This window comes from Xanthomonas sp. LMG 12460, assembly GCF_009192895.1.
Taxonomy (GTDB): Bacteria; Pseudomonadota; Gammaproteobacteria; order Xanthomonadales; family Xanthomonadaceae; genus Xanthomonas_A; species Xanthomonas_A sontii.
In genome coordinates, this window is the sequence record NZ_NKUH01000043.1 from 24,944 (window position 1) to 45,275 (window position 20,332).

Consider the following 20,332-nt stretch of genomic DNA (forward strand, 5'->3'; position numbering starts at 1 on the left):
GCCGTGGGGGCATCAGGGAGTGGCGGACGGCGTGGCCGTGCCGGTCGTGGCCGCAGCGGCATCGCGGTGTTCGCCGGTGAGGCGCACGAACAGTTCCTCCAGGCGATTGCTCTTGGTGCGCATGGAGCGCACGCGGATGCCGGCGTCGCCCAATGCGGCGAACACGCGGTTGAGGTCCATCGCCCGCGGCATGTCCAGGTCCAGGGTGTGCGCGTCCAGGGCGAGCAGGGTGGTGCCCTCGATCGCCGGCAACTGCGCCGGCAACTCGCCGTCGATGTCCAGCAGGAAGCCTTCCACGTCCAGCTTGGCCAGCAGGGCGCGCATCGGGCCCTGCTCGACGATGCGGCCGCGGTCGATGATCGCCAGGTTGCGGCACAGGCTCTCCGCTTCCTCCAAGTAGTGCGTGGTGAGGATGATGGTGGTGCCGGCGGCGTTGATCTCGCGCAGCACGCGCCACATGTCGCGGCGGATCTCGATGTCCACGCCGGCGGTGGGTTCGTCCAGGATCAGCAGGCGCGGCCGGGTCATCATCGCGCGAGCGATCATCAGCCGCCGCTTCATGCCGCCGGACAGGGTGCGGCTCATCACCTGGGCCTTTTCCCACAGGTGCGCGCGCTTGAGTTCCACTTCGGCCAGGCGTTCGGCCTCGGCGCGCGGCATGCCGTAGAAGCCGGCGTAGTTGACCAGGATGTCGAAGGGCTGCTCGAACAGGTTGAAGTTGATTTCCTGCGGCACCAGGCCGATCAGGCGCATCGCCGCGCTGCGCTGGCTGCTCAGGTCGGTGCCGAACACCTCGACCTGGCCGGCGCTGAGGTTGACCAGCGAGCTGATGATGCCGATCAGGGTCGACTTGCCGGCGCCGTTGGGGCCGAGCAGGGCGAAGAAGTCGCCGGGCAGGACGTCCAGCGACACGCCATGCAGGGCCTGCACGCCGTTGTCGTAGGTCTTGCGCAGGTCGCGCACGCGCAGGGCGGGCGCCGGCGTCTGGGGAGAAAGGGCAGGTGCGGGAGTCAAGGCGGGCCTTCGCGCCGCATCGACGGCGCAGGAGAAGTTCAGCCGTTATTATAGAAGACCTCGTGGGGTCGCCCCCGGCCACAGACTGTTGCATCTCCGTGCCTGCCCAATTCCCGCTGAAACTGGTCGACCGCCACATGCTGGCCCCGGCCGTCGGCCACTACCGCTTCGTCCGCGATGACGGCCAACCCCTGCCGTTCGTGCCCGGCCAGTTCGTGCAGGTGCACTTCCACTATGCCGATGGCACCGCGACCAAGCGCAGCTACTCGCTGGCCACGCGTCACGATCCGGCACAACCGGCCGATGCCACCGTGGAGATCGCGGTCAGCTTTGTCGCCGGCGGCGCGGCCACCGCGCTGTTCGAAGGCCTGGAGATCGGCGGGCAGATCTGCGCCAGCGGCCCGTACGGACGTTTCTGCCTGCAGCCGGGCGACAGCAACCGTCGCTATCTGCTGATCGCCACCGGCACCGGCGTCACGCCGTACCGCTCGATGCTGCCGCTGCTGGAAGCGGCGATGGCCGAGCGCGGCGTGGAAGTGGTGCTGCTGCTGGGGGCGCGGACCCCGGCCGAGCTGCTGTACGGCGACGAATTCCGCGCCTTCGCCGATGCGCATCCCGGTTTCCGCTTCGTACCGTGCTTCTCGCGCGAGCTGCCGGAGGCGCCGCATGCGGACGTGCGGCATGGCTACGTGCAGCAGTTCCTGGGAGAGTTCGCGCCGCAGGCCGAAGGCGACATCGCCTACCTGTGCGGCAATCCGAACATGGTCGATGCCTGCTTCGATGCGCTGAAGGAGGCTGGCCTGCCGGTGCAGCACATCCGCCGCGAGAAGTACGTCAGCAGCAAGTAACGGCCGCTGTCGGCGCCGGACATCCCGCGTAGGCGCGGCTTCAGCCGCGATCGCCACACCTGCGGTCCGTCCAGGGCGAAGCTGCGTGTTTCCGAAGCGTCGAGCGCGCTTCGCGCCCGTACCCTCACCCCAACCCCTCTCCCGGTGGGAGAGGGGCTCGTTGCGCTGGCTTGCCGGTGATTTCGTTCTGTCTGTAAAGGACGCTTGACAGCCGACCTTGGTGCGCGCATTCTCCTGTCAAGCGTGCTTGACAGGGGGGCGGCACGGCATACGCGGCAGCCGCGAGGGTGCCGGATCGGGGATCGGCTGAGTATCGGGGACAGATGATGGGCAACTGCAGGCGCAACGCGATCGTGGTGCTGTGCGTGAGTCTGGCGCTGCTGGTGGCGGGGGCCTGGCTGCCGCTCGGCGGCAGCGATTATCTGCGTGGGGTATGCATGGGCGTCGGCATCGGCGGCCTGTTCATGGCGCTATTGATGTGGTGGTCGCGGGGCAGCCTGGCCGACAGCGCACCGCGGGCGCTGGCGCGGCGCTACTACCGCGAGTTCTTTCCGCCGATGGGCGCCTACGTGGTGGTGATGCTGTTCTGGAAGCGCCTGCTCGACAGCGTCGACGCGCACTGGCTGCGCGTGGTGGTCGCGCTGCTGCCGGCATTGACGTTGGCGCTGGTGATCCGCGCGGTGGCGCGTTTCGTGCGCGACTCCGACGAACTGCAGCGGCGCATCGAGCTGGAATCCATCGCCATCGCTGCCGGCCTGACCTGTGGCGTCTACATGGCCGCCGGCTTCCTGCAGGCGGCGCAGGTGATCACGGTGCCGGCCTCGAGCGCGATGCTGTGGGTGTTTCCTGCGCTGTGCATGACCTATGGGGTGGTCAAGGTCGCGAACGCGCGCCGCTACCAATGAACAGCCGCATCCGCGAACTGCGCGAGGCGCACGGCTGGTCGCAGGGCGAACTGGGCGAGCGGCTGGGCGTGTCGCGTCAGACCATCAATGCGCTGGAGACCGGCAGGTACGATCCGAGCCTGCCGCTGGCGTTCCGTATCGCGCGGCTGTTCGCGCACAGCATCGAGCAGGTGTTCCTGTTCGATGAGGCCGAGTAAGCGCGCACTCCGTTCCATGCCCCACCGGGCACCGACGACGCCATGTTCCGGCATGGCATTCTGCAAGCCATGAACTCAAGGATGCGAACCATGCGACACCCTTCCCGGCCGTTCGCCATCGCGGCGGCCACCCTCTTGCTCGCCGCCTGCCAGGCGGCCCAGGCACCGGCGCCGCAGACGTCCGAGCGCAGCTACGGCGCGCTGCGCTTCCACCCGTGCACGCTGACCAATCCGGTGGCCTCCAACAACGTGCCGGCGCAGTGCGCGCGCATGGCGGTGGCGGAGAATCCGGCGGCGCCGAACGGCCGCAAGATCGAACTCAACATCGCCTGGCTGCCGGTCACCGGCGAGGGCGGCAGCGACCCGGATCCGGTGTTCTTCCTCGCCGGCGGTCCCGGCCAGGCCGCTACCCAGGTCGCCAGCATCGTCGACATGGCGCTGCGCGAGACCCGCAAGCGCCGCGACGTGTTCCTGATCGACCAGCGCGGCACCGGCCAGTCCAATCCGCTGAGCTGCCTGGGACCGGACGGCAAGGAGATGCCGCTGGCCGATCCGGCACGCGCGCCCACCGCGAACGAACTGGTCGACTACGCGCGGCGCTGCGCGCAGTCGCTGCAGGGCCGCGCGGATCCTCGTTACTACACCACCACCCAGGCGATCGGCGATCTGGATGCGGTGCGCGCCGCGCTGGGCGTGGACAAGATCAACCTGATCGGCGGCTCCTACGGCACGCGCGTCGCCCAGCAGTACGCGCGCCGCTACGCGCCGCATGTGCGCAGCGTGGTCATCGATGGCGTGGCGCCGAACGATCTGGTGGTCGGTGGCGAGTTCGCCACTACCTTCGAGGATGCGATCGCCCTGCAGGCCGAGCAGTGCAAGGCCGATCCGGCTTGCGCCAAGCGCTTTCCCACCGATACCCGCACGCAGTTGCGCGCAGTGGTGGAGCGGCTGCGGCAGGCGCCGGTGGACGTGGACTACCGCGATCCGGCCAGCGGCGAGAGCCGCCACGACCGGGTCACCGCCGACACCGTCACCAGCCTGGCGTTCTCGTTCTCCTATGCGCCGCAGACCGCGTCGCTGCTGCCGCTGGTGCTGGACGAAGCGGCCAACGGCCGCTACGGGCCGCTGATGTCGCTGGCAAAGATGATGGGCGGGCAACTGGACGGGCAGATGAATCGCGGCATGCAGTGGTCGGTGATCTGCGCCGAGGACGCCGACCGCTATCGCGCGCCGCAGACGCACGACACGCTGCTCGGTCCGGAAGTGGCGCAGATGTTCTTCGCGCCCTGCCCGGTGTGGCCCACCGGCACCCGCCCGGCCGACTTCACCGCGCCGTTCACCTCCACTTTGCCGGTGCTGCTGACCTCCGGCCAGCTGGATCCGGTGACGCCGCCACGCTATGCCGAGCGCGTACTCAAGGGCCTGCCCAACGGCCGCCACCTGGTGGTGCGCGGCCAGGGCCACGGCACCATGACCCTGGGCTGCATGCCCAAGCTGCTCGGTCAGTTCTTCGAGACCGCCGATGCCAAGCACCTCGATGCCACCTGCCTGGACGCGATGAGCGGCGTGCCGGCCTTCACTTCATTCAACGGATGGGAACCATGAGCTGCGCAGCGTTCGACAGGGAGGGGCACGCATGATCGTCGCCGACAATCTGCACAAGGCATTCAAGACCCGCGCCGGCGCCGTGCAGGCGGTGCAAGGGGTCAGCTTCCAGGCCGCCGACGGCCAGATCACCGGCCTGCTCGGTCCCAATGGCGCCGGCAAGACCACCACCTTGCGCATGCTGTACACGCTCATGGCGCCGGACCAGGGCCAGGTGCGCGTGGACGGCGTGGACGTGGGCCAGGATCCGATGGCGGTGCGGCGCGCGCTGGGCGTGCTGCCGGATGCGCGTGGCGTGTACAAGCGGTTGACCGCGCGCGAGAACATCGCCTACTTCGGCGAGCTGCATGGGCTGTCGGCGGCACGTATCGCCGAGCGTACCCGGTTGCTGTCGAAGGCGCTGGACATGGACGACATCCTCGACCGCCAGACCGAAGGCTTCAGCCAGGGCCAGCGCACCAAGACCGCGATCGCCCGCGCGCTGGTCCACGATCCGCGCAACGTGATCCTGGACGAACCCACCAACGGCCTGGACGTGATGACCACGCGCGCATTGCGCGGCTTCCTGCGCGAGCTGCGCGAGGAAGGGCGTTGCGTGATCTTCTCCAGCCACATCATGCAGGAGGTGGCGGCGCTGTGCGATCGCATCGTCATCATCGCCAAGGGCACGGTGGTGGCCGCCGGTACCGCCGATGAACTGCGCGCCCTGACCGGCGAACCCAATCTGGAAGACGCCTTCGTCAAGGCGATCGGCAGCGACGAGGGACTGCACGCATGAGCCTGCTCCGTACCGTATTCACCGTGATGCGCAAGGAATTGCGCGACCTCTCGCGCGATCGCCGCACCCTGGCGCTGGCGCTGCTGCTGGGCCCGCTGCTGTATCCGGCGCTGATCCTGGGCATGGGCGCGCTGGCCGAGAGCCGCGTGCGCACCCAGATCGACAAGCCGCTGGACATTCCGGTGATCGGCCGCGAACGCGCGCCGAACCTGGTCGCCTTCCTCGCCGCGCAGGGCTTGAACGCGGTCGCGCCGCCGAAGGACCTGACCGGGGCGATCCGCAGCCAGGACGTGGATCTTGCGCTGAAGATCGACGAGGACTACGCCAACGCCTGGCACGAAGGACGCCCGGCGCTGGTGGAGATCATCAAGGACAGCACCCGCCGCGACGCCGACATCCCGACCCAGCGGGTGCAGGCCGCGCTGAGCATGTACGGCCAGCAGGTCGGGGCCTTGCGCCTGCTGGCGCGCGGCATCGATTCGCAGGTGTCGCGGCCGCTGGATGTGGCACTGCAGGACCTGGCTACGCCCGAGGCCAAGCGTGGCGCGTTGCTGGCGATGCTGCTGCCGGTGCTGCTGACCATCACATCGTTCATCGGCGGTGCCTACCTGATCCTCGACGCCACCGCCGGCGAACGCGAGCGGCAATCGCTGGAGCCTCTGCTGGCCACGCCGGCCTCGCGCAGCGCCATCGTCAGCGGCAAGATCGCCGCCGCCTGCGTGGTCGGCCTGGTGTCGCTGCTGCTGACCCTGCTCGCGTTCAAGCTCAGCGCGCAGGTGGCCAGCGGCATCGGCCGCCAGCTCAACGTCAGCTTCGTGGCGATGCTGCAGATGCTGTTCGTGCTGCTGCCGATGCTGTTCATCGGCACCTCGCTGCTGACCTATCTGGCGGCCGCGGCCAAGAGCATGAAGGAAGCGCAGAGCCACATGACCTGGCTGATGCTGCTGCCGATGCTGCCGGGCTATGCGTTGATGGTGTATCCGCTGAAGACCACGCTGTGGCAGTTCGCGGTGCCGTTCCTGGCGCAGAACCAGATGCTGATGAAGATCATCCGCCGCGAGACGATCGATCCGCAGATCTGGGCGGTGTACCTGCTCACCGGTTTCGGCCTGGCCGCGGTGCTGTGGCTGGCGGCGGTGCGCCGCTACCGGCAGGAACAGCTGGCGATCTCCAGCTGAGCAGGAGGCAGCGCGCGGGCCGGGTCCGCGCGCTGCACGCCCGTCCGTCGCGGAGACGCGCAGGAAACGCGATCGTGATGCACACTCGCTGCGCGCAGCGGCGTTGTCCGTCCTGCCGATGCTTCCTCCGCAGCGAGCCTTTGCATGTCTCCAGATCCACACGATGCCCCAGCAATGATGGCGGCCGGCGCCGGGCGCCTGCTGGTGCTGGGCGAGGCGCGCATCCTGCAGCCGGGAAGGGTGCGCTGGCTGCGGGCGCTGCTCTGGGCGATCGCGTTGCTGGCGCTGATGATCGTCGTGGCGACGGCGGTGCCGCTGCTGTGCGCCAGGCTGCTTCCGCCGGGCGCGAATCGGCTCGCGCCGTATGCGACGGCGCTGACGGCCGCCGTGTTCTACGCAATCGCGGTGCGCCTGGGCGAGCGGCGCTGGCCGGCGGAACTCGCCTGGCACGCTGCGCCCTTGCAGTTGGGCGTGGGGCTGCTGTTGGGAGCGGCCATGTTCGCGGCGGTGATGGCGATCATGGCGGCGTTCGGCGTCTACACGATCCGCTGGACCGGGGCGGCGCCGGTGTGGGCGCCGCTCGGGAAGGCGTTGCAGGCCGGCGTGGTGGAAGAACTGATGTTGCGCGCGATCCTGTTGCGGCTGCTGTGGCGCGCATTCGGGCCATGGTTGGCGTTCGCGCTTTCGGCGCTGCTGTTCGGCCTGGCCCACCTCGGCAATCCGAACGCGAGCGTGTTCGCCGCGTTGTGCATCGCGGTGGAGGCGGGCGTCATGCTGGGCGCGTTCTATGTGCTCAGCGGCCGGCTCTGGGTCTCCATCGGCGTGCATGCGGCCTGGAACTTCACCCAGGGCTATCTGTTCGGCGCGGCGGTATCGGGGACCGACATGGGGCCGGCGATCGCGCGCAGCACGGCGCAGGACGGGGTGCCGGAATGGTTGAGCGGTGGCGCGTTCGGTCCGGAGGCCTCGCTGCCCGGCTTGCTGGTGTGCACGGTGGTGGGCGCGATCGCGACCTGGATGGCCTGGCGCAAGGGGCGCTTCGGCGTCTCCGCGCGCAGTGCGGGCATGACACCGACGTTCTGATCGCGCCGGTCTAAGTGTTGCGGTCGGCGCGGTGTTGCGCCTGCGCCTTCGCTGCGCGCCCGGCAGCCGCCGGGCACGCAGGTGTCAACATTGGGCTCAGCCGCCGGGATTGAACGCCAGCGTGCGGCGGGTGGTCACCGGCGCGCCGACCGGTTCGAAGCGCCAGCGCTTGGTGGCGTTCAACGCCTCGCGGTCGAATACCCGCGGCGGCGTGGAGCGCAGCACGCGGGCATTGGTGACCGCGCCGTCGGTGCCGACGGTGATCTCCACCAGCACTTCGCCTGCGGTGCCCGAGCGCAGCGCTTCGGGCGGATAGCGCGGCGCCGGGGTGCTGATCGGGCGCAGCGTTTGTGCGGTAGCGGTAGCGGTAGCGGCAGCGGCCGGCGCGGCCGCGGGGGCTGCTGCCGGTGCCGGCGTCGGTTGCGCGGTGGCGGCGGGCGTGGCGGGGCGCGCGGCGGCCTGGCGCTCGGCCTCCTGGCGTGCGCTCTCGCGGCGCGCGGCCTCCTGCTGTGCGGCGATCTGCTGCGCCGCTTGCGCCTCGCTGGCCTGCTGCTGCGCCTGCTTCTGCTGCTCGGCCGCCAGCTTGGCCTTCTGCTCGGCGTCCTTCTTGGCCTTCTCGGTCTCGTCCTGGCTGCGCTGGGCCACGGCCTCCATGCCCTTGCTCACGCCCTGCTTGAGCCGCGGCAGCGCCGGCGCCTGCGGATCCATCTTCTCGATCAGGCCGATCAGGCGCTGGGCTTCCGGGAAGTCCTCGCGGTTGATGCTCTGTTCGGCGGCGATCAGCGTGTACGGCATCAGGTCGGTCAGCGCGCTCTTGACCCCGGCGTCGTCCGGCTGCTTGTCGCGCAACGCTAGGTAGTACTCGACCGCGTTGTTGCCGGCCGGTGCGTACATGCGGTTCTCGCGCAGCGCCTGGCTGGCCGAGTCGTGCAACTGTTCGGTGCCCATCGACTGCACCTTGGCCGAGACCGCCGGCTGCGCCGGTGCGTTGGCCGCGGCGGTGGCCGGTGCAGCGTTGGGTGGTGCGGCCTCTTCCTGCTTGGAGCAGGCCGCCAGCGCGGCCAGCAACAGGATCGGCGCGACCCGGCGCGCCTTGGCGAGTGTGGTGAGTTGCGACATGCGTCCCCCTGAATCCCCGGTGTTGGCAATCAACGATGCGACGGCGGTGCGTTCGCGGTGCTGCGGCCCCCATGCCGCCAGCGCACCCCATCGGTCAATCTAGCATCCGCGGCCGCCGCGTGCGTGGCAGCCGCTGCCATGCGGCAAAAAGCGTGACGCGGCGCGCGCCGGTCAATGCGCCGGCCGCGCCGGCGCGGACGCGGACATGATCCGGTCGGTCCAGGCGATGCCGATCGCCGACAGGATGAAGATGCCATGGATGATGGTCTGCCACAGCACGCCGGTGGCGGTCAGCGTCGCGCAACTCTTCAGGTCCACCGTCCCCACGGCGCTGGCCAGCTGTTCCGGCGAGCACATCGGCATGCCGCCGAGCGCGCCGACCGCGATGAAGGTCTTGAGCAGGTGGATCGAGGAGATGCCGATGATCGACAGCGCCAGCTTGACCTTGAGCACGCTGGCGTTGACGTGGCTCAGCCACTCCGGCTGGTCCGGATGGCCCTCCAGGCCCAGCCGCGACACGAAGGTCTCGTAGCCGCCGACGATCACCATCACCAGCAGGTTGGAGATCATCACCACGTCGATCAGGCCGAGCACGATCAGCATGATCTGCTGCTCGCCCAGGCTCGGCGCCTCGTGGATCAGGTGCCACAGTTCCTTGCCGAACAGGAACACGTAGACGCCCTGGGCCACGATCAGTCCCAGGTACAGCGGCAACTGCAGCCAGCGCGAGGCGAAGATCAGGTTGGACAGGGGATGCAGGCGGGGCCGCTCTGGAGTCATGGCGTGGTCTGGAATGCTGCGTTGCGGGAGCGGCCAGGGTACCCGGCCGGCGATGACGCTGCCAAGCCGGGCGCCGCCGCTACACTCGGGATCCCCTGTCCAGGAACGCCGCCATGATCGATCTGTACTACTGGCCCACCCCCAATGGGCACAAGGTCACCCTGTTCCTCGAGGAAGCCGGGCTGGACTACACGCTCAAGCCGGTCAACATCGGTGCCGGCGAGCAGTTCGCGCCCGAATTCCTGGCGATCTCGCCCAACAACAAGATGCCGGCCATCGTCGACCATGCCCCGGCCGACGGCGGCGCGCCGCAGAGCGTGTTCGAATCCGGCGCGATCCTGCTGTATCTGGCCGAGAAGACCGGCCGCTTCCTCCCGGCCGATCCGCGCGGGCGCGTGGTCGCGCTGGAATGGCTGTTCTGGCAGATGGCCGGGCTCGGCCCGATGACCGGGCAGATGGGGCATTTCAACGTCTACGCGCCGGAGAAGATCGGCTATGCGATCGAACGCTACGGCAACGAGGTGCGGCGCCTGCACGGGGTGCTGGACAAGCGTCTGGCGCACAGCGCCTACCTGGCCGGCGACGACTACGGCATCGCCGACATGGCCAGCTACCCGTGGATCGAGGTGTACAACGGGCTGACTCCCGACTACGCCGCCTTCCCGCACCTCAAGCGCTGGCACGAGGCCATCGCCGCGCGCCCGGCCACCCAGCGCGCCTACGCCTTGAAGGAGCAGGTGAACCCGAATGCGGGCAAGCCGCTCAGCGACGCCGAGCGCAAGCACCTGTTCGGACAGCGCTGAGCCGGCGCGCTTCTCAAATCCAGGGCGCACGCGCATCATCCGTGCGCTCGGTGCTCCATCAGGAACCTTCATGCGCTCTCTGTTCGCCGCTCTCGCCCTCATGCTCGCCACCCCCATCGTTCCCGCCCACGCCGAGAAACTGACCCTGGAGGCCATCACCGGCAGCAAGCCGCTGTCCGGGCCGACCCTGATGAAGCCCAAGGTGGCGCCGGACGGCTCGCGGGTGACCTTCCTGCGCGGCAAGGACAGCGACCGCAACCAGCTGGATCTGTGGGAATACGACATCGCCAGCGGGCAGACCCGCATGCTGGTGGATTCCAAGCTGGTGCTGCCCGGCACCGAGACCCTGAGCGACGAGGAGAAGGCGCGCCGCGAGCGCCAGCGCATCGCCGCCTACACCGGCATCGTCGAGTACCAGTGGGCGCCGGACGCGCATGCGCTGCTGTTCCCGCTCGGCGGCGAGCTGTACCTGTACGACCTGCGCAAGAGCGGCAGCGCCGCGGTGCGCAAGCTCACCCACGGCGAAGGCTTCGTCACCGATCCCAAGATCTCGCCCAAGGGCGGCTACGTCAGCTTCGTGCGCGGGCGCAACCTGTGGGTGATCGACCTGGCCAGCGGCCAGCAGCACCAGCTCACCCGCGACGGCAGCGAGACCATCGGCAACGGTGTGGCCGAGTTCGTCGCCGACGAGGAGATGGATCGCCACACCGGCTACTGGTGGGCGCCGGACGACTCGGCGATCGCCTTCGCGCGCATCGACGAAACCGAGGTGCCGGTGCAGAAGCGCCCGGAGGTCTACGCCGACCACACCGAGGTGGTGGAGCAGCGCTATCCGCAGGCCGGCCAGCCCAACGTCAAGATCCAGCTCGGCACCATCGCGCCGCGTGCCGGCGCGCAGCCGCAGTGGATCGACCTGGGCAAGAACCCGGACATCTACCTGGCGCGGGTGGACTGGCGCGATCCGCAACGGCTGACCTTCCAGCGCCAGTCGCGCGACCAGAAGCGCCTGGAGCTGATCGAGGCGACCCTGGCCACCGGCAAGCAGCGCCTGCTGATCACCGAGACCAGCCCGACCTGGGTGCCGCTCACCTACGACCTGCACTTCCTCAAGGATGGGCGCTTCGTCTGGGGCTCGGAGCGCAGCGGCTACGAGCACCTGTACCTGGCTTCGGAAGACGGCCGCACGCTGCGCCCGCTGACCCAGGGCGATTGGGTGGTGGACGAGCTGCTCGCGGTGGACGAGGCGGCCGGCAAGGTCTATTTCTCCGCGACCAAGGCGTCGCCGACGCAGACGCAGATTTACGCGGTGCCGCTGGCCGGCGGTGCCATCGCGCAGCTGTCCAAGCCCAATGGCACGCATGCCGCCAGCTTCGCCAAGAACGCCAGCGTGTATGTCGACAGCTGGTCCAACACCACCACGCCGCCGCAGATCGAGCTGTTCCGCGCCACTGGCGAAAAGATCGCCACCCTGCTGGTCAACGACCTGGCCGATCCGCAACACCCGTATGCGGCCTACCGCGCCGCGCAGCGTCCGGTCGAGTTCGGCACCCTGACCGCCGCCGATGGCAAGACCCAGTTGCACTACCGGCTGATGAAGCCGGACGGGTTCGACCCGGGCAAGCGCTACCCGGTGGTGGTCTATGTGTACGGCGGTCCTGCCGCGCAGACCGTGGTCGACGGCTGGCCCGGCCGCGGCGATGCGCTGTTCGACCAGTACCTGGCGCAGCACGGCTATGTGGTGTTCTCGCTGGACAACCGCGGCACGCCGCGCCGCGGCCGCGATTTCGGTGGTGCGCTGTACCAGCGCCAGGGCACCGTGGAAGTGGACGACCAGTTGCGCGGCGTGGCCTGGCTGAAGGCGCAGCCGTGGGTGGATGCGGCGCGTATCGGCGTGTACGGCTGGTCCAACGGCGGCTACATGACCCTGATGCTGCTGGCCAAGCACAGCGAGGCCTATGCCTGCGGCGCCGCCGGCGCGCCGGTGACCGACTGGGGTCTGTACGACAGCCACTACACCGAGCGCTACATGAACCTGCCCAAGGCCAATCCCGATGGCTACCGCGACAGCCGCGTGGCCGCGCACCTGGACGGGCTGACCTCGCAACTGCTGCTGCTGCACGGCATGGCCGACGACAACGTGCTGTTCACCAATTCCACCTCGCTGATGAGCGAACTGCAGAAGCGCGGCAAGCTGTTCGAGCTGATGACCTATCCGGGCGCCAAGCACGGCCTGTCCGGCAGCAACGCGCTGCACCGCTATCGCACCACCGAAGCCTTTCTGGCGCGCTGCCTCAAGCCCTGAGTGCGCCGTTCCGCTTCCACCTTCCCGCTTCCGCACGACAAGGAGTGACGTCATGTCGAGTCCGCCACCGCTGCCCGGCACGCCCGGTCCCACCTCCGACACGGCGCTGCCACCGGCCAAGCGCGGCTGGTGGGCACGGCACTGGAAGTGGGCGGTGCCGCTGATCGTGCTGGTGCTCGGCGCCCTGCTGCTGGCGTCGATCGCGGTGTTCGTGGTCGGCATCGCGCGCGTCACCAAGTCGTCCGAGCCGTACCGGGTCGGTGTGATGGCCGCGCAACACGACCCGCGCGTGGCGGCTGCGCTGGGCGCGCCGATCAAGGACGGCATCATGCCCAGCGGCAGCTTCAACAGCAGCGGCGGCGGCAGTGGCAATGCCGAGCTCAGCGTGTCGCTGCACGGCAGCCGCGCCAACGGCACCCTGTACATCGAAGCCGAGCGCCATGCGGGCGAGTGGCACTACACCACCTTGCAGGTGTTGCCGGATGCGGGTGAAGCGATCCCGCTGCTCGATGCGCTCGGGCGGGACGCCGAGGACGAGGACGAAGAGGCGGACGGGATGGCGGTCGAGGCGCCGCCGGTGCCCGCCACAGACGTCGACGACAGTGCCACGCCGGCCGAGGCCGACGCGACGAAGTAAGCAGCGGCGAACGATCTGCCGCGCCGCGCCGCGTGGTGCGGTGGGGCCGCCTTGGGTAGGGCGCGATCGCACCGCCCATGTCCTGCAATCATGCGCTCTGCTGCCGGCACAGCATGTGCGCGACCGCGGCGGCGTAGTCTTCACCCGTATGCTGCACCGCGGCGTGGCGGCGGCCATGACCTCCGGCAGATGGCCGAGCCGGCACGCGCCGCGTACGGTCCTGACATCATTCTGTCGGAGCTGTGCCATGAAGCCACGTGTCCTCGCCATCGCCCTGACCCTGGCACTGGCGACGCCCTTGCCGTTTTCGGCGATGGACGCGGCGGCCGCACCGGCTGCCGCATCCGCCACGCGCGCGCCGGCCTGGGTGGAGCGCAGCAATGCGTTCGCGCAGATCCTGCTGCAGGCGCAGGCGCCGTTCCAGGCCGAGGAAGTGAGCTTCTTCGGCGTGCCGGGATTCGACGACCAGGTCTCCGATTTCGGGCCCGACAACGCGCGGCGTTTCCGCGAGGCGACCGCTGCCGCGCGCCGCACGCTGCAGGAAAAACTGCAGGTGGAGCGCGATCCGAACGTGCGCCAGGATCTGGCGATCCTGATCCACGCCGCCGACCAGTCCATCGAGGGCAGCACGCTCAACGAGCGTTTCTTGCTGCCATGGACCGACGCGCCGCAGCACGTGTTCGGCGGCATCAACAACCTGTTGTCCGAGCAGGTGCCGGCGGCGCGCCGCGCCAAGGCGCTGCTACGGCTGCAGCGCTACGTCGGCCTGGCGCCGGGCAGCACCTCGATCCTGATGCTGGCGCGGCAACGCTACGAAGAAAAGCGCACCGACGGCAACCTCCTGCAGCCGACCAGGCGCGAGGTCGAGCAGGCCTTGAGCAACGTCGATACCTACGCCAAGGGCATTCGCGCGCTGTTCGCCGAGTACAAGATCACCGGCGCGGATGCGGCGCTGGCGGCGCTGGACAAGCAGTTCCAGGACTACGCCACGTGGACGCGCACGGTGGTGCTGCCGCAGGCGCGCGAGGATGCGCGCCTGCCGCCCGAGCTGTATGCGTTCCAGCTCAAGCAGGTCGGCATCGACATCGCACCGCAGGTGCTGATGCAGCGCGCGCAGCTGGAATTCATGGAAACCCGCGCGGCGATGCAGCAGCTGGCGCCGCAGGTGGCCGCGGCCAAGGGCCTGCGCGGCGACGATGCCCGCGACTACCGCACGGTGCTGCGCGCGCTCAAGCGCGACACCATTGCCGACGACAAGCTCGAAGCCCACTACCGCAGCGTCATCGACCGCATCGATCCGATCATCCGCCAGCAGCGCATCGTCGACGTGCCGCAACGGCCGATGCAGATGCGCCTGGGCTCGCCGGCGGAAAGCGCCGCGCAACCGGCGCCGCATTTCCGCCCGGCGCCGCTGGTCGGCAACACCGGCGAGCAGGGCACCTTCGTGCTGCCGCTGGGCAATCCGGACAGCGCCGGCAAGGGCGAGCACTACGACGACTTCAACTTCGGTGCCGCGGCATGGACGCTGAGCGCGCACGAGGGCCGGCCCGGCCACGAACTGCAGTTCACCGCCATGGTCGAGCGCGGCGTGTCGCTGGCGCGCAGCCTGTTCGCGTTCAACTCGGTCAACGTCGAAGGCTGGGCGCTGTACGCCGAGGCCGAGATGGTGCCGTACGAGCCGCTGGACGGGCAGTTGATCGCCTTGCAGTTCCGCCTGCTGCGCGCGGCGCGGGCCATGCTCGACCCGATGCTCAATCTCGGCCTGATCGACCGCGAGCGTGCGCGCCTGGTGCTGGAGAACGACGTCGGCCTGTCGCCGGCGATGGCCCGGCAGGAGCTGGACCGCTACATGGTGCGCGCGCCCGGACAGGCCGGCAGCTACTTCTACGGCTACAGCCGCATCCTGGAACTGCGCATGCGCACCGAACTGGCGCTGGGCGCCAGGTTCGACCGCCTGAAGTTCAACAACTTCCTGCTGGACCAGGGGCTGTTGCCCCCGGACCAGCTGGCCGCGGCGGTGGACGAGGAGTTCGTGCCGTCGCAGCGCAAGTGAGGCGTTGTCGGGCTGAACCCTTGATGGTTGGACGCCGCTCTCAGTGATTTCCTGGAACGGTTTCTGGCCGCTGCCGTCCCGTCCAGTCGCTGGCCTTGCCGCCGCCGACGTGGCAGATGCGCTGGCGTTCCCACCATGCGTTGTACGCAATGACGGACCACCCTTTGCAGTATTTGGTGCCGACGACCGTGGGGTAGGGACAGTAGGGGGCAATCGGCGCCCATCCGCTGCCGGTACCTACGGGTCTCCAATGTCGGTCGGGTGGTTTGCAACCTTGCGTACAGAACACGAACGGGTCGTTGGAACGGCAAGACAGGTTTTCATAGGCTTCCTCCGCACCAGCGACGCCCTGCAGCCCAAGGAACGCAACCAGAATCCAGATCAACTTCTTCATCGCACTTCCCTCTGTCGAAAGCGGTCCATCCCAGACGTTCGGACCAAACGTGTCACTGCGTGGCGAGCGGCATCCCGAACCCGCACCCTTGAAGGGGTCCGGTCGATTCTGCCTGCAAATAGCTTAGCAAGGGTTTCAGCGGCGGAGGGTGCTCGCTGTCGGGCCAATCCGCTGGCCCGGGGGACCCGGACGATTCGTTTCGGGGGAGCGGTGCATGTGCCAGAGCCGGCGCATCGACAGGGCAGGTCAGCGGTTGCCGACCGACCTGACTCGATTCAGCGAGCGGGGGGCGGCGCAGGTTGCGGTCCAGCTGCCGCTGGCGCCTGCGCCCCCGGCGGTACCCAGATCGCCATGCCGGCGGCGCGCTTCTGCGTGGTGGGGATGCCGATGCCCAGGCCGCCGCCGACGTGGCCGCCGTAGCTGCCCGCGCCGACCGACAGGCCGCCGCCGGAGCGCTGCGAGCCCACGCCCATCAGCACCACGCCGTTGGCGCCGAGCTTGGCCGCGTCGCGCTTGAGCCGGTCCACGGCCGCGTCGGTCTGGCCCTGGGTGCCGAAGCCGGCCGCGCTGGAGGCTTCGAGCTGGGCGATATCCACCGCCCCCGGCGGCGGCGCGGAGTAGATCTGCACCAGTGCCGGGTCGATCGGCGGGCGCGCCGCGCCGACCATCACTTTCGAGGAACTGGCGCAGCCGGCCAGGGCCAGCAGCAGCGCCAGCGGCAACAGCGGTCGGATGTTCATGGCCTTACCCCCGTGTTCGGATCTCACGCGATCATAGGCGGGCCGGGTGAATCGTGCCGAACCCGCCGCTGTCGCACCCTCGCAGGGCCGCCGTGATCCCCGTGCCAAGAGTTGGGTTGCCTGGCGTTCGCCGCGCGCTATGGTGCAGGCTCACATTCGCACGGAGGCCGGCATGGGCCTGATCAGTCTGCTGTGGGGCATCGTGGCGTTGCTGTGGATGATCCTGGCCTTCATCCCGCTGCTCGGCTGGGGCAACTGGTTCCTGATCCCGTTCGCCGCGGTCGGCGCGCTGATCGCCGCGATCGGGCTGCTGTTCACCGCAGCGCCCAACCGCGGCCGCGCCAAGACCGGCCTGATGCTCAATACGCTGGTGATCGTGGTCGGGGTGATCCGGTTGAGCCTGGGCGGCGGGGTGATCTGACCTGCGTGCCGGGCGACCGGCATGCTGTGTTGCAGCATGTCGCGCTGCGCACCGCGTCGGCGGGAGTAACATGCCCAGCCGACGGCGGCCCGCGCGCGGGCCGCCCTGCGTTCACGCCGGTGCCGGCGGCGCGGCCTGCGGTGCCTGGCGGCATCGGCTGCGCGACTGGCGCGGCCTCCCAACATCCGCCCACCCAGGAGCCTGCACGTGGCCCATCCCCACTATCGCCCCCGGCGCATGCGCCGCGATGCCTTTTCGCGCCGCCTGATGCGCGAACACACCCTCACCGTCGACGACCTGATCTGGCCGGTGTTCGTGCACGACGTGCCCGGGCGCACCCCGATCGCGTCCATGCCGGGCGTGGAGCGGCTGTCGATCGAAGAACTGCTGAAAGAGGCCGAGGCCGCGCTGGAACTGGGCATTCCGGTGATCGACCTGTTCCCGGTGATCGACCCGGCCGGCAAGTCGCTGGACGCGGCCGAGGCCTGGAACCCGGACGGTCTGGCGCAACGCGCGGTGCGCGCGCTGAAGATGCGCTTCCCGGAGCTGGGGGTGATGACCGACGTGGCGCTGGATCCGTACACCAGCCACGGGCAGGACGGCATCATCGACGACCGCGGCTACGTGCTCAACGACATCACCGTCGAGGCGCTGGTGCGGCAATCGCTGTCGCATGCGCAGGCCGGCGTGGACATCGTCTCGCCGTCGGACATGATGGACGGACGCATCGGCGCGATCCGCCGCGCGCTGGATGCCGACGAACATCTGCACGTGCGCATCATGGCCTACTCGGCCAAGTACGCCTCGGCCTTCTACGGGCCGTTCCGCGAGGCGGTGGGCAGCGCCGGCAACCTCGGCAAGGCCGACAAGACCACCTATCAGATGGATCCGGCCAACGGCGACGAGGCCCTGCGCGAGATCGCGCTGGACCTGGAAGAAGGTGCGGACATGGTGATGGTCAAGCCCGGCATGCCCTACCTGGACGTGGTGCGGCGGGTGAAGGACGAATTCCGCGTGCCCACCTTCGCCTACCAGGTCAGCGGCGAGTACGCGATGCTCAAGGCAGCGATCGGCAACGGCTGGCTGGACGAGCGCGCCTGCGTGCTGGAGTCGCTGATGGCGTTCAAGCGCGCCGGCGCCGACGGCGTGCTGACCTACTTCGCGCCGCAGGTGGCGCGCTGGCTGCGCGAGGCGCGCTGAGCCGGCGTCCGCTTGTTGGAGGCGCCTCCGTTGCGACGCCGTTCTCGGGAAGGCCCTGTCGCGACTGAAGGGCACCTCCAGCAACGGCGAAGGCCATTGGGAGGAGCGGTTCAAGCCGCTCCTGCCATCGAGACAGCACATCATGCCGAGCCGCGGCAATGATGCGTCATTCGAGGTGCCCTGAAGTCGCTCCTGTACAGGCAGCGATCTTGCGATCCATTTGCGTGGATCTTCGTAGGCGTCATGTCGATGGTGTCGCCGCCGGCAGACAGCCAAGCCCCAGCAGCGTCGCCTCCACCGCCACATCCAGCGGTGTGTGCGGTTCTTCGCCGAGCAGTTCCAGCAGCCGCGCGTTGCGCATGCGCAGCGGGTGCCGCCACAGCGGGCGCATCTCGTGCAGTTCGCGCGCCAGCGGCCAGAACGGCACGGCCAGGGTCAGCAGCGGCCATGGGAAACGGCGCGTGCGTGGCGGTGCCAGGCCGTGGCGCTGCACGACCCGCGCGATCGCCGCTGCCATCTGCGTGCCATCGGCGTCCCAGTGCCCGTCCATGTGCAGGCGGGCGAACGCCGGCAGACGCTCGCGCCGCTGCAGCAGCGCCAGCATGGTCCGCGCCACGTCCGGCACATAGGCCCACTGGTGGCCCACGCCCGGGTCGCCCGGCAGGGTCACCGTCGCCACCGGTCGCCCGGGGCGCACCAGCCCCTGCGCGAACCAGCTGTTGCCCACGCGCGGGCCGAAGAAGTCGCCAGCGCGCACCACGATGGCCCGCGCGCCCTGGGCGGTCGCCGCCTGCAGGCGCCGCTCCAGTTCCACCCGGATCGCGCCCTTGCGGGTGACCGGGGCCTGTGGCGCGTCTTCGTCCGGCGCCGGATAGGCGTCCGGGCCGTAGTTGTAGACCGTGCCCGGCAGGACCACGGTGGCACGCTCGGTGATCGCTGCGGCCAAGGTGTTGTCGATCATCGGCAGCACCAGCTCCGACCAGCGCCGGTAACCGGGCGGGTTCACCGCATGCACGATCACCGCGCAGCCCCGGGCCGCCTGTAGCACGTCGGCCCGTTGCAGCGCATCGCCGCGGAGCCAGTGGATGCCGTCGCGCTCCGCGCTGGGGTGGGCGAGGCCGCGCTGCAGGGCGCGCACCTGCCAGCCGGCGTCGCGCAACTGCCGCGCCAGTTCGCCGCCGATGCCGCCGCTGGCGCCCAGCACCAGGGCCGTGGAAGAAGAAGAGGACATGGCAGCGCTCCGTCGGGGTCGGCGCTCAGTCTCGGTGCGGGTGCCGCAGAAGAAAATTGGCGAAGAGCGCCGACCAGCTATACATTTCTGTATGGACAATACGATCGGCTGGGAACTCTACCGCTCCTTCCTGGCGGTGCTGGAGGAGGGCTCGTTGTCGGCGGCGGCACGCGCGCTGGGGCTGACCCAGCCCACGGTCGGCCGTCACGTGGCGGCGCTGGAACAGGCGCTGGCGGTGCCGCTGTTCGTGCGCTCGCAGACCGGCCTGCTGCCCACCGATGCCGCCCTGGCCTTGCGCGGGCATGCGCAGGCGATGGGCAGCCTGGCCGCGTCGCTGCAGCGCGCGGCGGGCCGCCACGGCGATGCGGTGCGCGGCACGGTGCGCATCGCCGCCAGCGAGGTGATCGGCGCGGAAGTGCTGCCGCCGGTGCTGGCGGCCTTGCGCCGCGCGCATCCGCACCTGCGGCTGGAACTGGTGTTGAGCAACCGGGTGCAGGACCTGCTGCACCGCGAGGCCGACGTGGCGGTACGCATGACCCGGCCCACCCAGGACGTGCTGGTCGCGCGCCGCGTCGGCGAGGTGGCGGTGGCGCTGTTCGCGCACCAGGATTACGTGGACCGGCATGGCCTGCCGCAGGCGCTGGAGGAACTGCCGCAGCACGCGCTGATCGGATTCGATACGGAAACGCCGTTCCTGCGCGCCGCCCGCAGTGCGCTGCCGCCGTGGCGGCGCGAGGCGTTCGCGTTGCGCGCCGATAGCGACCTGGCGCAACTGGCCTTGCTGCGCGCCGGCTGCGGCATCGGTTTCTGCCAGGTCGCGCTGGCGCGGCGCACGCCGGCGCTGCTGCCGGTGCTGTCGCAGCAGGTGCGCGTCGGCCTGGAGAGCTGGATCGTGATGCACCAGGACGTGCGCGGCAGCGCCTCCTGCAGCGCGGTGTTCGCGGCCCTGGTCGAGGCGATGACCGCGCACACCGCCTGAGGTGCGCGCGCGATGGCGGCCGGCCGGCGCACACGCGCCGCCGGCCGCCCCAACCCGGGCAGGGA

20 protein-coding genes are annotated in these 20,332 nt (G+C 69.6%); 14 read left to right on the forward strand and 6 right to left on the reverse strand.

Annotated elements, in window-relative coordinates:
• Positions 1-12: 12 nt before the first annotated feature.
• Positions 13-1,014: an ABC transporter ATP-binding protein gene (locus CEK66_RS09980; RefSeq protein WP_152236813.1), complete on the reverse strand. Its 1,002-nt coding sequence runs from the start codon at positions 1,012-1,014 to the stop codon at positions 13-15.
• 137 nt (positions 1,015-1,151) lie between these two features.
• Between CEK66_RS09980 and CEK66_RS09985 the strand changes: the two genes are divergently transcribed.
• From CEK66_RS09985 to CEK66_RS10015, 7 genes are all read left to right on the forward strand, one after another.
• Positions 1,152-1,862, forward strand: coding sequence for an FAD-binding oxidoreductase (locus CEK66_RS09985; RefSeq protein ID WP_255424694.1), 711 nt, complete (start codon positions 1,152-1,154; stop codon positions 1,860-1,862).
• Positions 1,863-2,188: 326 nt separating this feature from the next.
• Entirely contained in the window at positions 2,189-2,767 is a 579-nt protein-coding gene (locus CEK66_RS09990; protein ID WP_193312615.1) for a hypothetical protein, read from the forward strand.
• Positions 2,764-2,964: a helix-turn-helix transcriptional regulator gene (locus CEK66_RS09995; protein ID WP_152236816.1), complete on the forward strand. Its 201-nt coding sequence runs from the start codon at positions 2,764-2,766 to the stop codon at positions 2,962-2,964. Before CEK66_RS09990 ends, CEK66_RS09995 begins: the two co-directional genes overlap by 4 nt.
• Before the next feature lie 90 nt (positions 2,965-3,054).
• Positions 3,055-4,569 (forward strand): alpha/beta fold hydrolase, encoded by a 1,515-nt coding sequence (locus CEK66_RS10000; protein WP_043094208.1) that lies wholly within the window; start codon positions 3,055-3,057, stop codon positions 4,567-4,569.
• 31 nt (positions 4,570-4,600) lie between these two features.
• Positions 4,601-5,347, forward strand: coding sequence for an ATP-binding cassette domain-containing protein (locus CEK66_RS10005; protein WP_017908432.1), 747 nt, complete (start codon positions 4,601-4,603; stop codon positions 5,345-5,347).
• Positions 5,344-6,525: an ABC transporter permease gene (locus CEK66_RS10010; RefSeq protein ID WP_017908431.1), complete on the forward strand. Its 1,182-nt coding sequence runs from the start codon at positions 5,344-5,346 to the stop codon at positions 6,523-6,525. The genes CEK66_RS10005 and CEK66_RS10010 overlap by 4 nt, the downstream gene beginning before the upstream one ends.
• Positions 6,526-6,699: 174 nt before the next feature.
• Complete coding sequence (locus CEK66_RS10015) at positions 6,700-7,608, forward strand: CPBP family intramembrane glutamic endopeptidase (protein WP_152236817.1); 909 nt, start codon at positions 6,700-6,702, stop codon at positions 7,606-7,608.
• 96 nt (positions 7,609-7,704) lie between these two features.
• Here the strand turns inward: CEK66_RS10015 and CEK66_RS10020 are convergent, their stop codons facing one another.
• Together CEK66_RS10020 and CEK66_RS10025 are read right to left on the reverse strand one after the other, a co-directional pair.
• The gene (locus tag CEK66_RS10020; protein WP_152236818.1) at positions 7,705-8,727 is read right to left on the reverse strand and encodes an energy transducer TonB; all 1,023 of its coding nucleotides are present in this window, start codon (positions 8,725-8,727) and stop codon (positions 7,705-7,707) included.
• Positions 8,728-8,898: 171 nt separating this feature from the next.
• Entirely contained in the window at positions 8,899-9,507 is a 609-nt protein-coding gene (locus CEK66_RS10025) for a TIGR00645 family protein (protein ID WP_017908501.1), read from the reverse strand.
• Between the two features lie 113 nt (positions 9,508-9,620).
• Here CEK66_RS10025 and CEK66_RS10030 point away from each other — a divergent pair, with 113 nt between their 5' ends.
• From CEK66_RS10030 to CEK66_RS10045, 4 genes are all read left to right on the forward strand, one after another.
• The gene (locus CEK66_RS10030; protein WP_043094212.1) at positions 9,621-10,310 is read left to right on the forward strand and encodes a glutathione binding-like protein; all 690 of its coding nucleotides are present in this window, start codon (positions 9,621-9,623) and stop codon (positions 10,308-10,310) included.
• A 70-nt stretch (positions 10,311-10,380) separates the two neighbouring features.
• Positions 10,381-12,612 (forward strand): S9 family peptidase, encoded by a 2,232-nt coding sequence (locus CEK66_RS10035; RefSeq protein ID WP_152236819.1) that lies wholly within the window; start codon positions 10,381-10,383, stop codon positions 12,610-12,612.
• Between the two features lie 52 nt (positions 12,613-12,664).
• A complete protein-coding gene (locus tag CEK66_RS10040; protein WP_152236820.1) occupies positions 12,665-13,249 on the forward strand; it encodes a cytochrome c oxidase assembly factor Coa1 family protein in 585 nt (194 codons plus the stop codon).
• Between the two features lie 247 nt (positions 13,250-13,496).
• Positions 13,497-15,302: a DUF885 domain-containing protein gene (locus tag CEK66_RS10045; RefSeq protein WP_152236821.1), complete on the forward strand. Its 1,806-nt coding sequence runs from the start codon at positions 13,497-13,499 to the stop codon at positions 15,300-15,302.
• A gap of 40 nt (positions 15,303-15,342) precedes the next feature.
• On the opposite strand, the gene CEK66_RS10050 is transcribed toward CEK66_RS10045, so the two are convergent.
• Together CEK66_RS10050 and CEK66_RS10055 are read right to left on the reverse strand one after the other, a co-directional pair.
• Entirely contained in the window at positions 15,343-15,696 is a 354-nt protein-coding gene (locus CEK66_RS10050) for a hypothetical protein (protein ID WP_152236822.1), read from the reverse strand.
• 275 nt (positions 15,697-15,971) lie between these two features.
• A complete protein-coding gene (locus CEK66_RS10055; protein WP_017908506.1) occupies positions 15,972-16,436 on the reverse strand; it encodes a hypothetical protein in 465 nt (154 codons plus the stop codon).
• Between the two features lie 172 nt (positions 16,437-16,608).
• Here CEK66_RS10055 and CEK66_RS10060 point away from each other — a divergent pair, with 172 nt between their 5' ends.
• Positions 16,609-16,857, forward strand: coding sequence for a hypothetical protein (locus CEK66_RS10060; protein WP_152236823.1), 249 nt, complete (start codon positions 16,609-16,611; stop codon positions 16,855-16,857).
• A gap of 207 nt (positions 16,858-17,064) precedes the next feature.
• Positions 17,065-18,057, forward strand: coding sequence for a porphobilinogen synthase (gene hemB, locus CEK66_RS10065; RefSeq protein ID WP_152181559.1), 993 nt, complete (start codon positions 17,065-17,067; stop codon positions 18,055-18,057).
• A 241-nt stretch (positions 18,058-18,298) separates the two neighbouring features.
• On the opposite strand, the gene CEK66_RS10070 is transcribed toward hemB, so the two are convergent.
• The gene (locus CEK66_RS10070; protein WP_193312616.1) at positions 18,299-19,288 is read right to left on the reverse strand and encodes an NAD-dependent epimerase/dehydratase family protein; all 990 of its coding nucleotides are present in this window, start codon (positions 19,286-19,288) and stop codon (positions 18,299-18,301) included.
• Positions 19,289-19,379: 91 nt separating this feature from the next.
• Here CEK66_RS10070 and CEK66_RS10075 point away from each other — a divergent pair, with 91 nt between their 5' ends.
• Complete coding sequence (locus CEK66_RS10075; protein WP_152236824.1) at positions 19,380-20,267, forward strand: LysR family transcriptional regulator; 888 nt, start codon at positions 19,380-19,382, stop codon at positions 20,265-20,267.
• Positions 20,268-20,332 lie beyond the last annotated feature (65 nt).

What these genes read in the sequence shown, in the direction of transcription:
- CEK66_RS10055 (WP_017908506.1), bottom strand. Translation starts at nt 16,436, where the DNA reads ATGAACATCCGACCGCTGTTGCCGCTGGCGCTGCTGCTGGCCCTGGCC.
- CEK66_RS10030 (WP_043094212.1), top strand. Translation starts at nt 9,621, where the DNA reads ATGATCGATCTGTACTACTGGCCCACCCCCAATGGGCACAAGGTCACC.
- CEK66_RS10025 (WP_017908501.1), bottom strand. Translation starts at nt 9,507, where the DNA reads ATGACTCCAGAGCGGCCCCGCCTGCATCCCCTGTCCAACCTGATCTTC.
- CEK66_RS09990 (WP_193312615.1), top strand. Translation starts at nt 2,189, where the DNA reads ATGGGCAACTGCAGGCGCAACGCGATCGTGGTGCTGTGCGTGAGTCTG.
- CEK66_RS10045 (WP_152236821.1), top strand. Translation starts at nt 13,497, where the DNA reads ATGAAGCCACGTGTCCTCGCCATCGCCCTGACCCTGGCACTGGCGACG.
- CEK66_RS09995 (WP_152236816.1), top strand. Translation starts at nt 2,764, where the DNA reads ATGAACAGCCGCATCCGCGAACTGCGCGAGGCGCACGGCTGGTCGCAG.
- CEK66_RS10005 (WP_017908432.1), top strand. Translation starts at nt 4,601, where the DNA reads ATGATCGTCGCCGACAATCTGCACAAGGCATTCAAGACCCGCGCCGGC.
- CEK66_RS09985 (WP_255424694.1), top strand. Translation starts at nt 1,152, where the DNA reads ATGCTGGCCCCGGCCGTCGGCCACTACCGCTTCGTCCGCGATGACGGC.
- CEK66_RS10010 (WP_017908431.1), top strand. Translation starts at nt 5,344, where the DNA reads ATGAGCCTGCTCCGTACCGTATTCACCGTGATGCGCAAGGAATTGCGC.
- CEK66_RS10060 (WP_152236823.1), top strand. Translation starts at nt 16,609, where the DNA reads ATGGGCCTGATCAGTCTGCTGTGGGGCATCGTGGCGTTGCTGTGGATG.
- CEK66_RS10075 (WP_152236824.1), top strand. Translation starts at nt 19,380, where the DNA reads ATGGACAATACGATCGGCTGGGAACTCTACCGCTCCTTCCTGGCGGTG.
- CEK66_RS10035 (WP_152236819.1), top strand. Translation starts at nt 10,381, where the DNA reads ATGCGCTCTCTGTTCGCCGCTCTCGCCCTCATGCTCGCCACCCCCATC.
- CEK66_RS10000 (WP_043094208.1), top strand. Translation starts at nt 3,055, where the DNA reads ATGCGACACCCTTCCCGGCCGTTCGCCATCGCGGCGGCCACCCTCTTG.
- CEK66_RS10015 (WP_152236817.1), top strand. Translation starts at nt 6,700, where the DNA reads ATGATGGCGGCCGGCGCCGGGCGCCTGCTGGTGCTGGGCGAGGCGCGC.
- CEK66_RS10040 (WP_152236820.1), top strand. Translation starts at nt 12,665, where the DNA reads ATGTCGAGTCCGCCACCGCTGCCCGGCACGCCCGGTCCCACCTCCGAC.
- CEK66_RS10070 (WP_193312616.1), bottom strand. Translation starts at nt 19,288, where the DNA reads ATGTCCTCTTCTTCTTCCACGGCCCTGGTGCTGGGCGCCAGCGGCGGC.
- CEK66_RS10050 (WP_152236822.1), bottom strand. Translation starts at nt 15,696, where the DNA reads ATGAAGAAGTTGATCTGGATTCTGGTTGCGTTCCTTGGGCTGCAGGGC.
- CEK66_RS10020 (WP_152236818.1), bottom strand. Translation starts at nt 8,727, where the DNA reads ATGTCGCAACTCACCACACTCGCCAAGGCGCGCCGGGTCGCGCCGATC.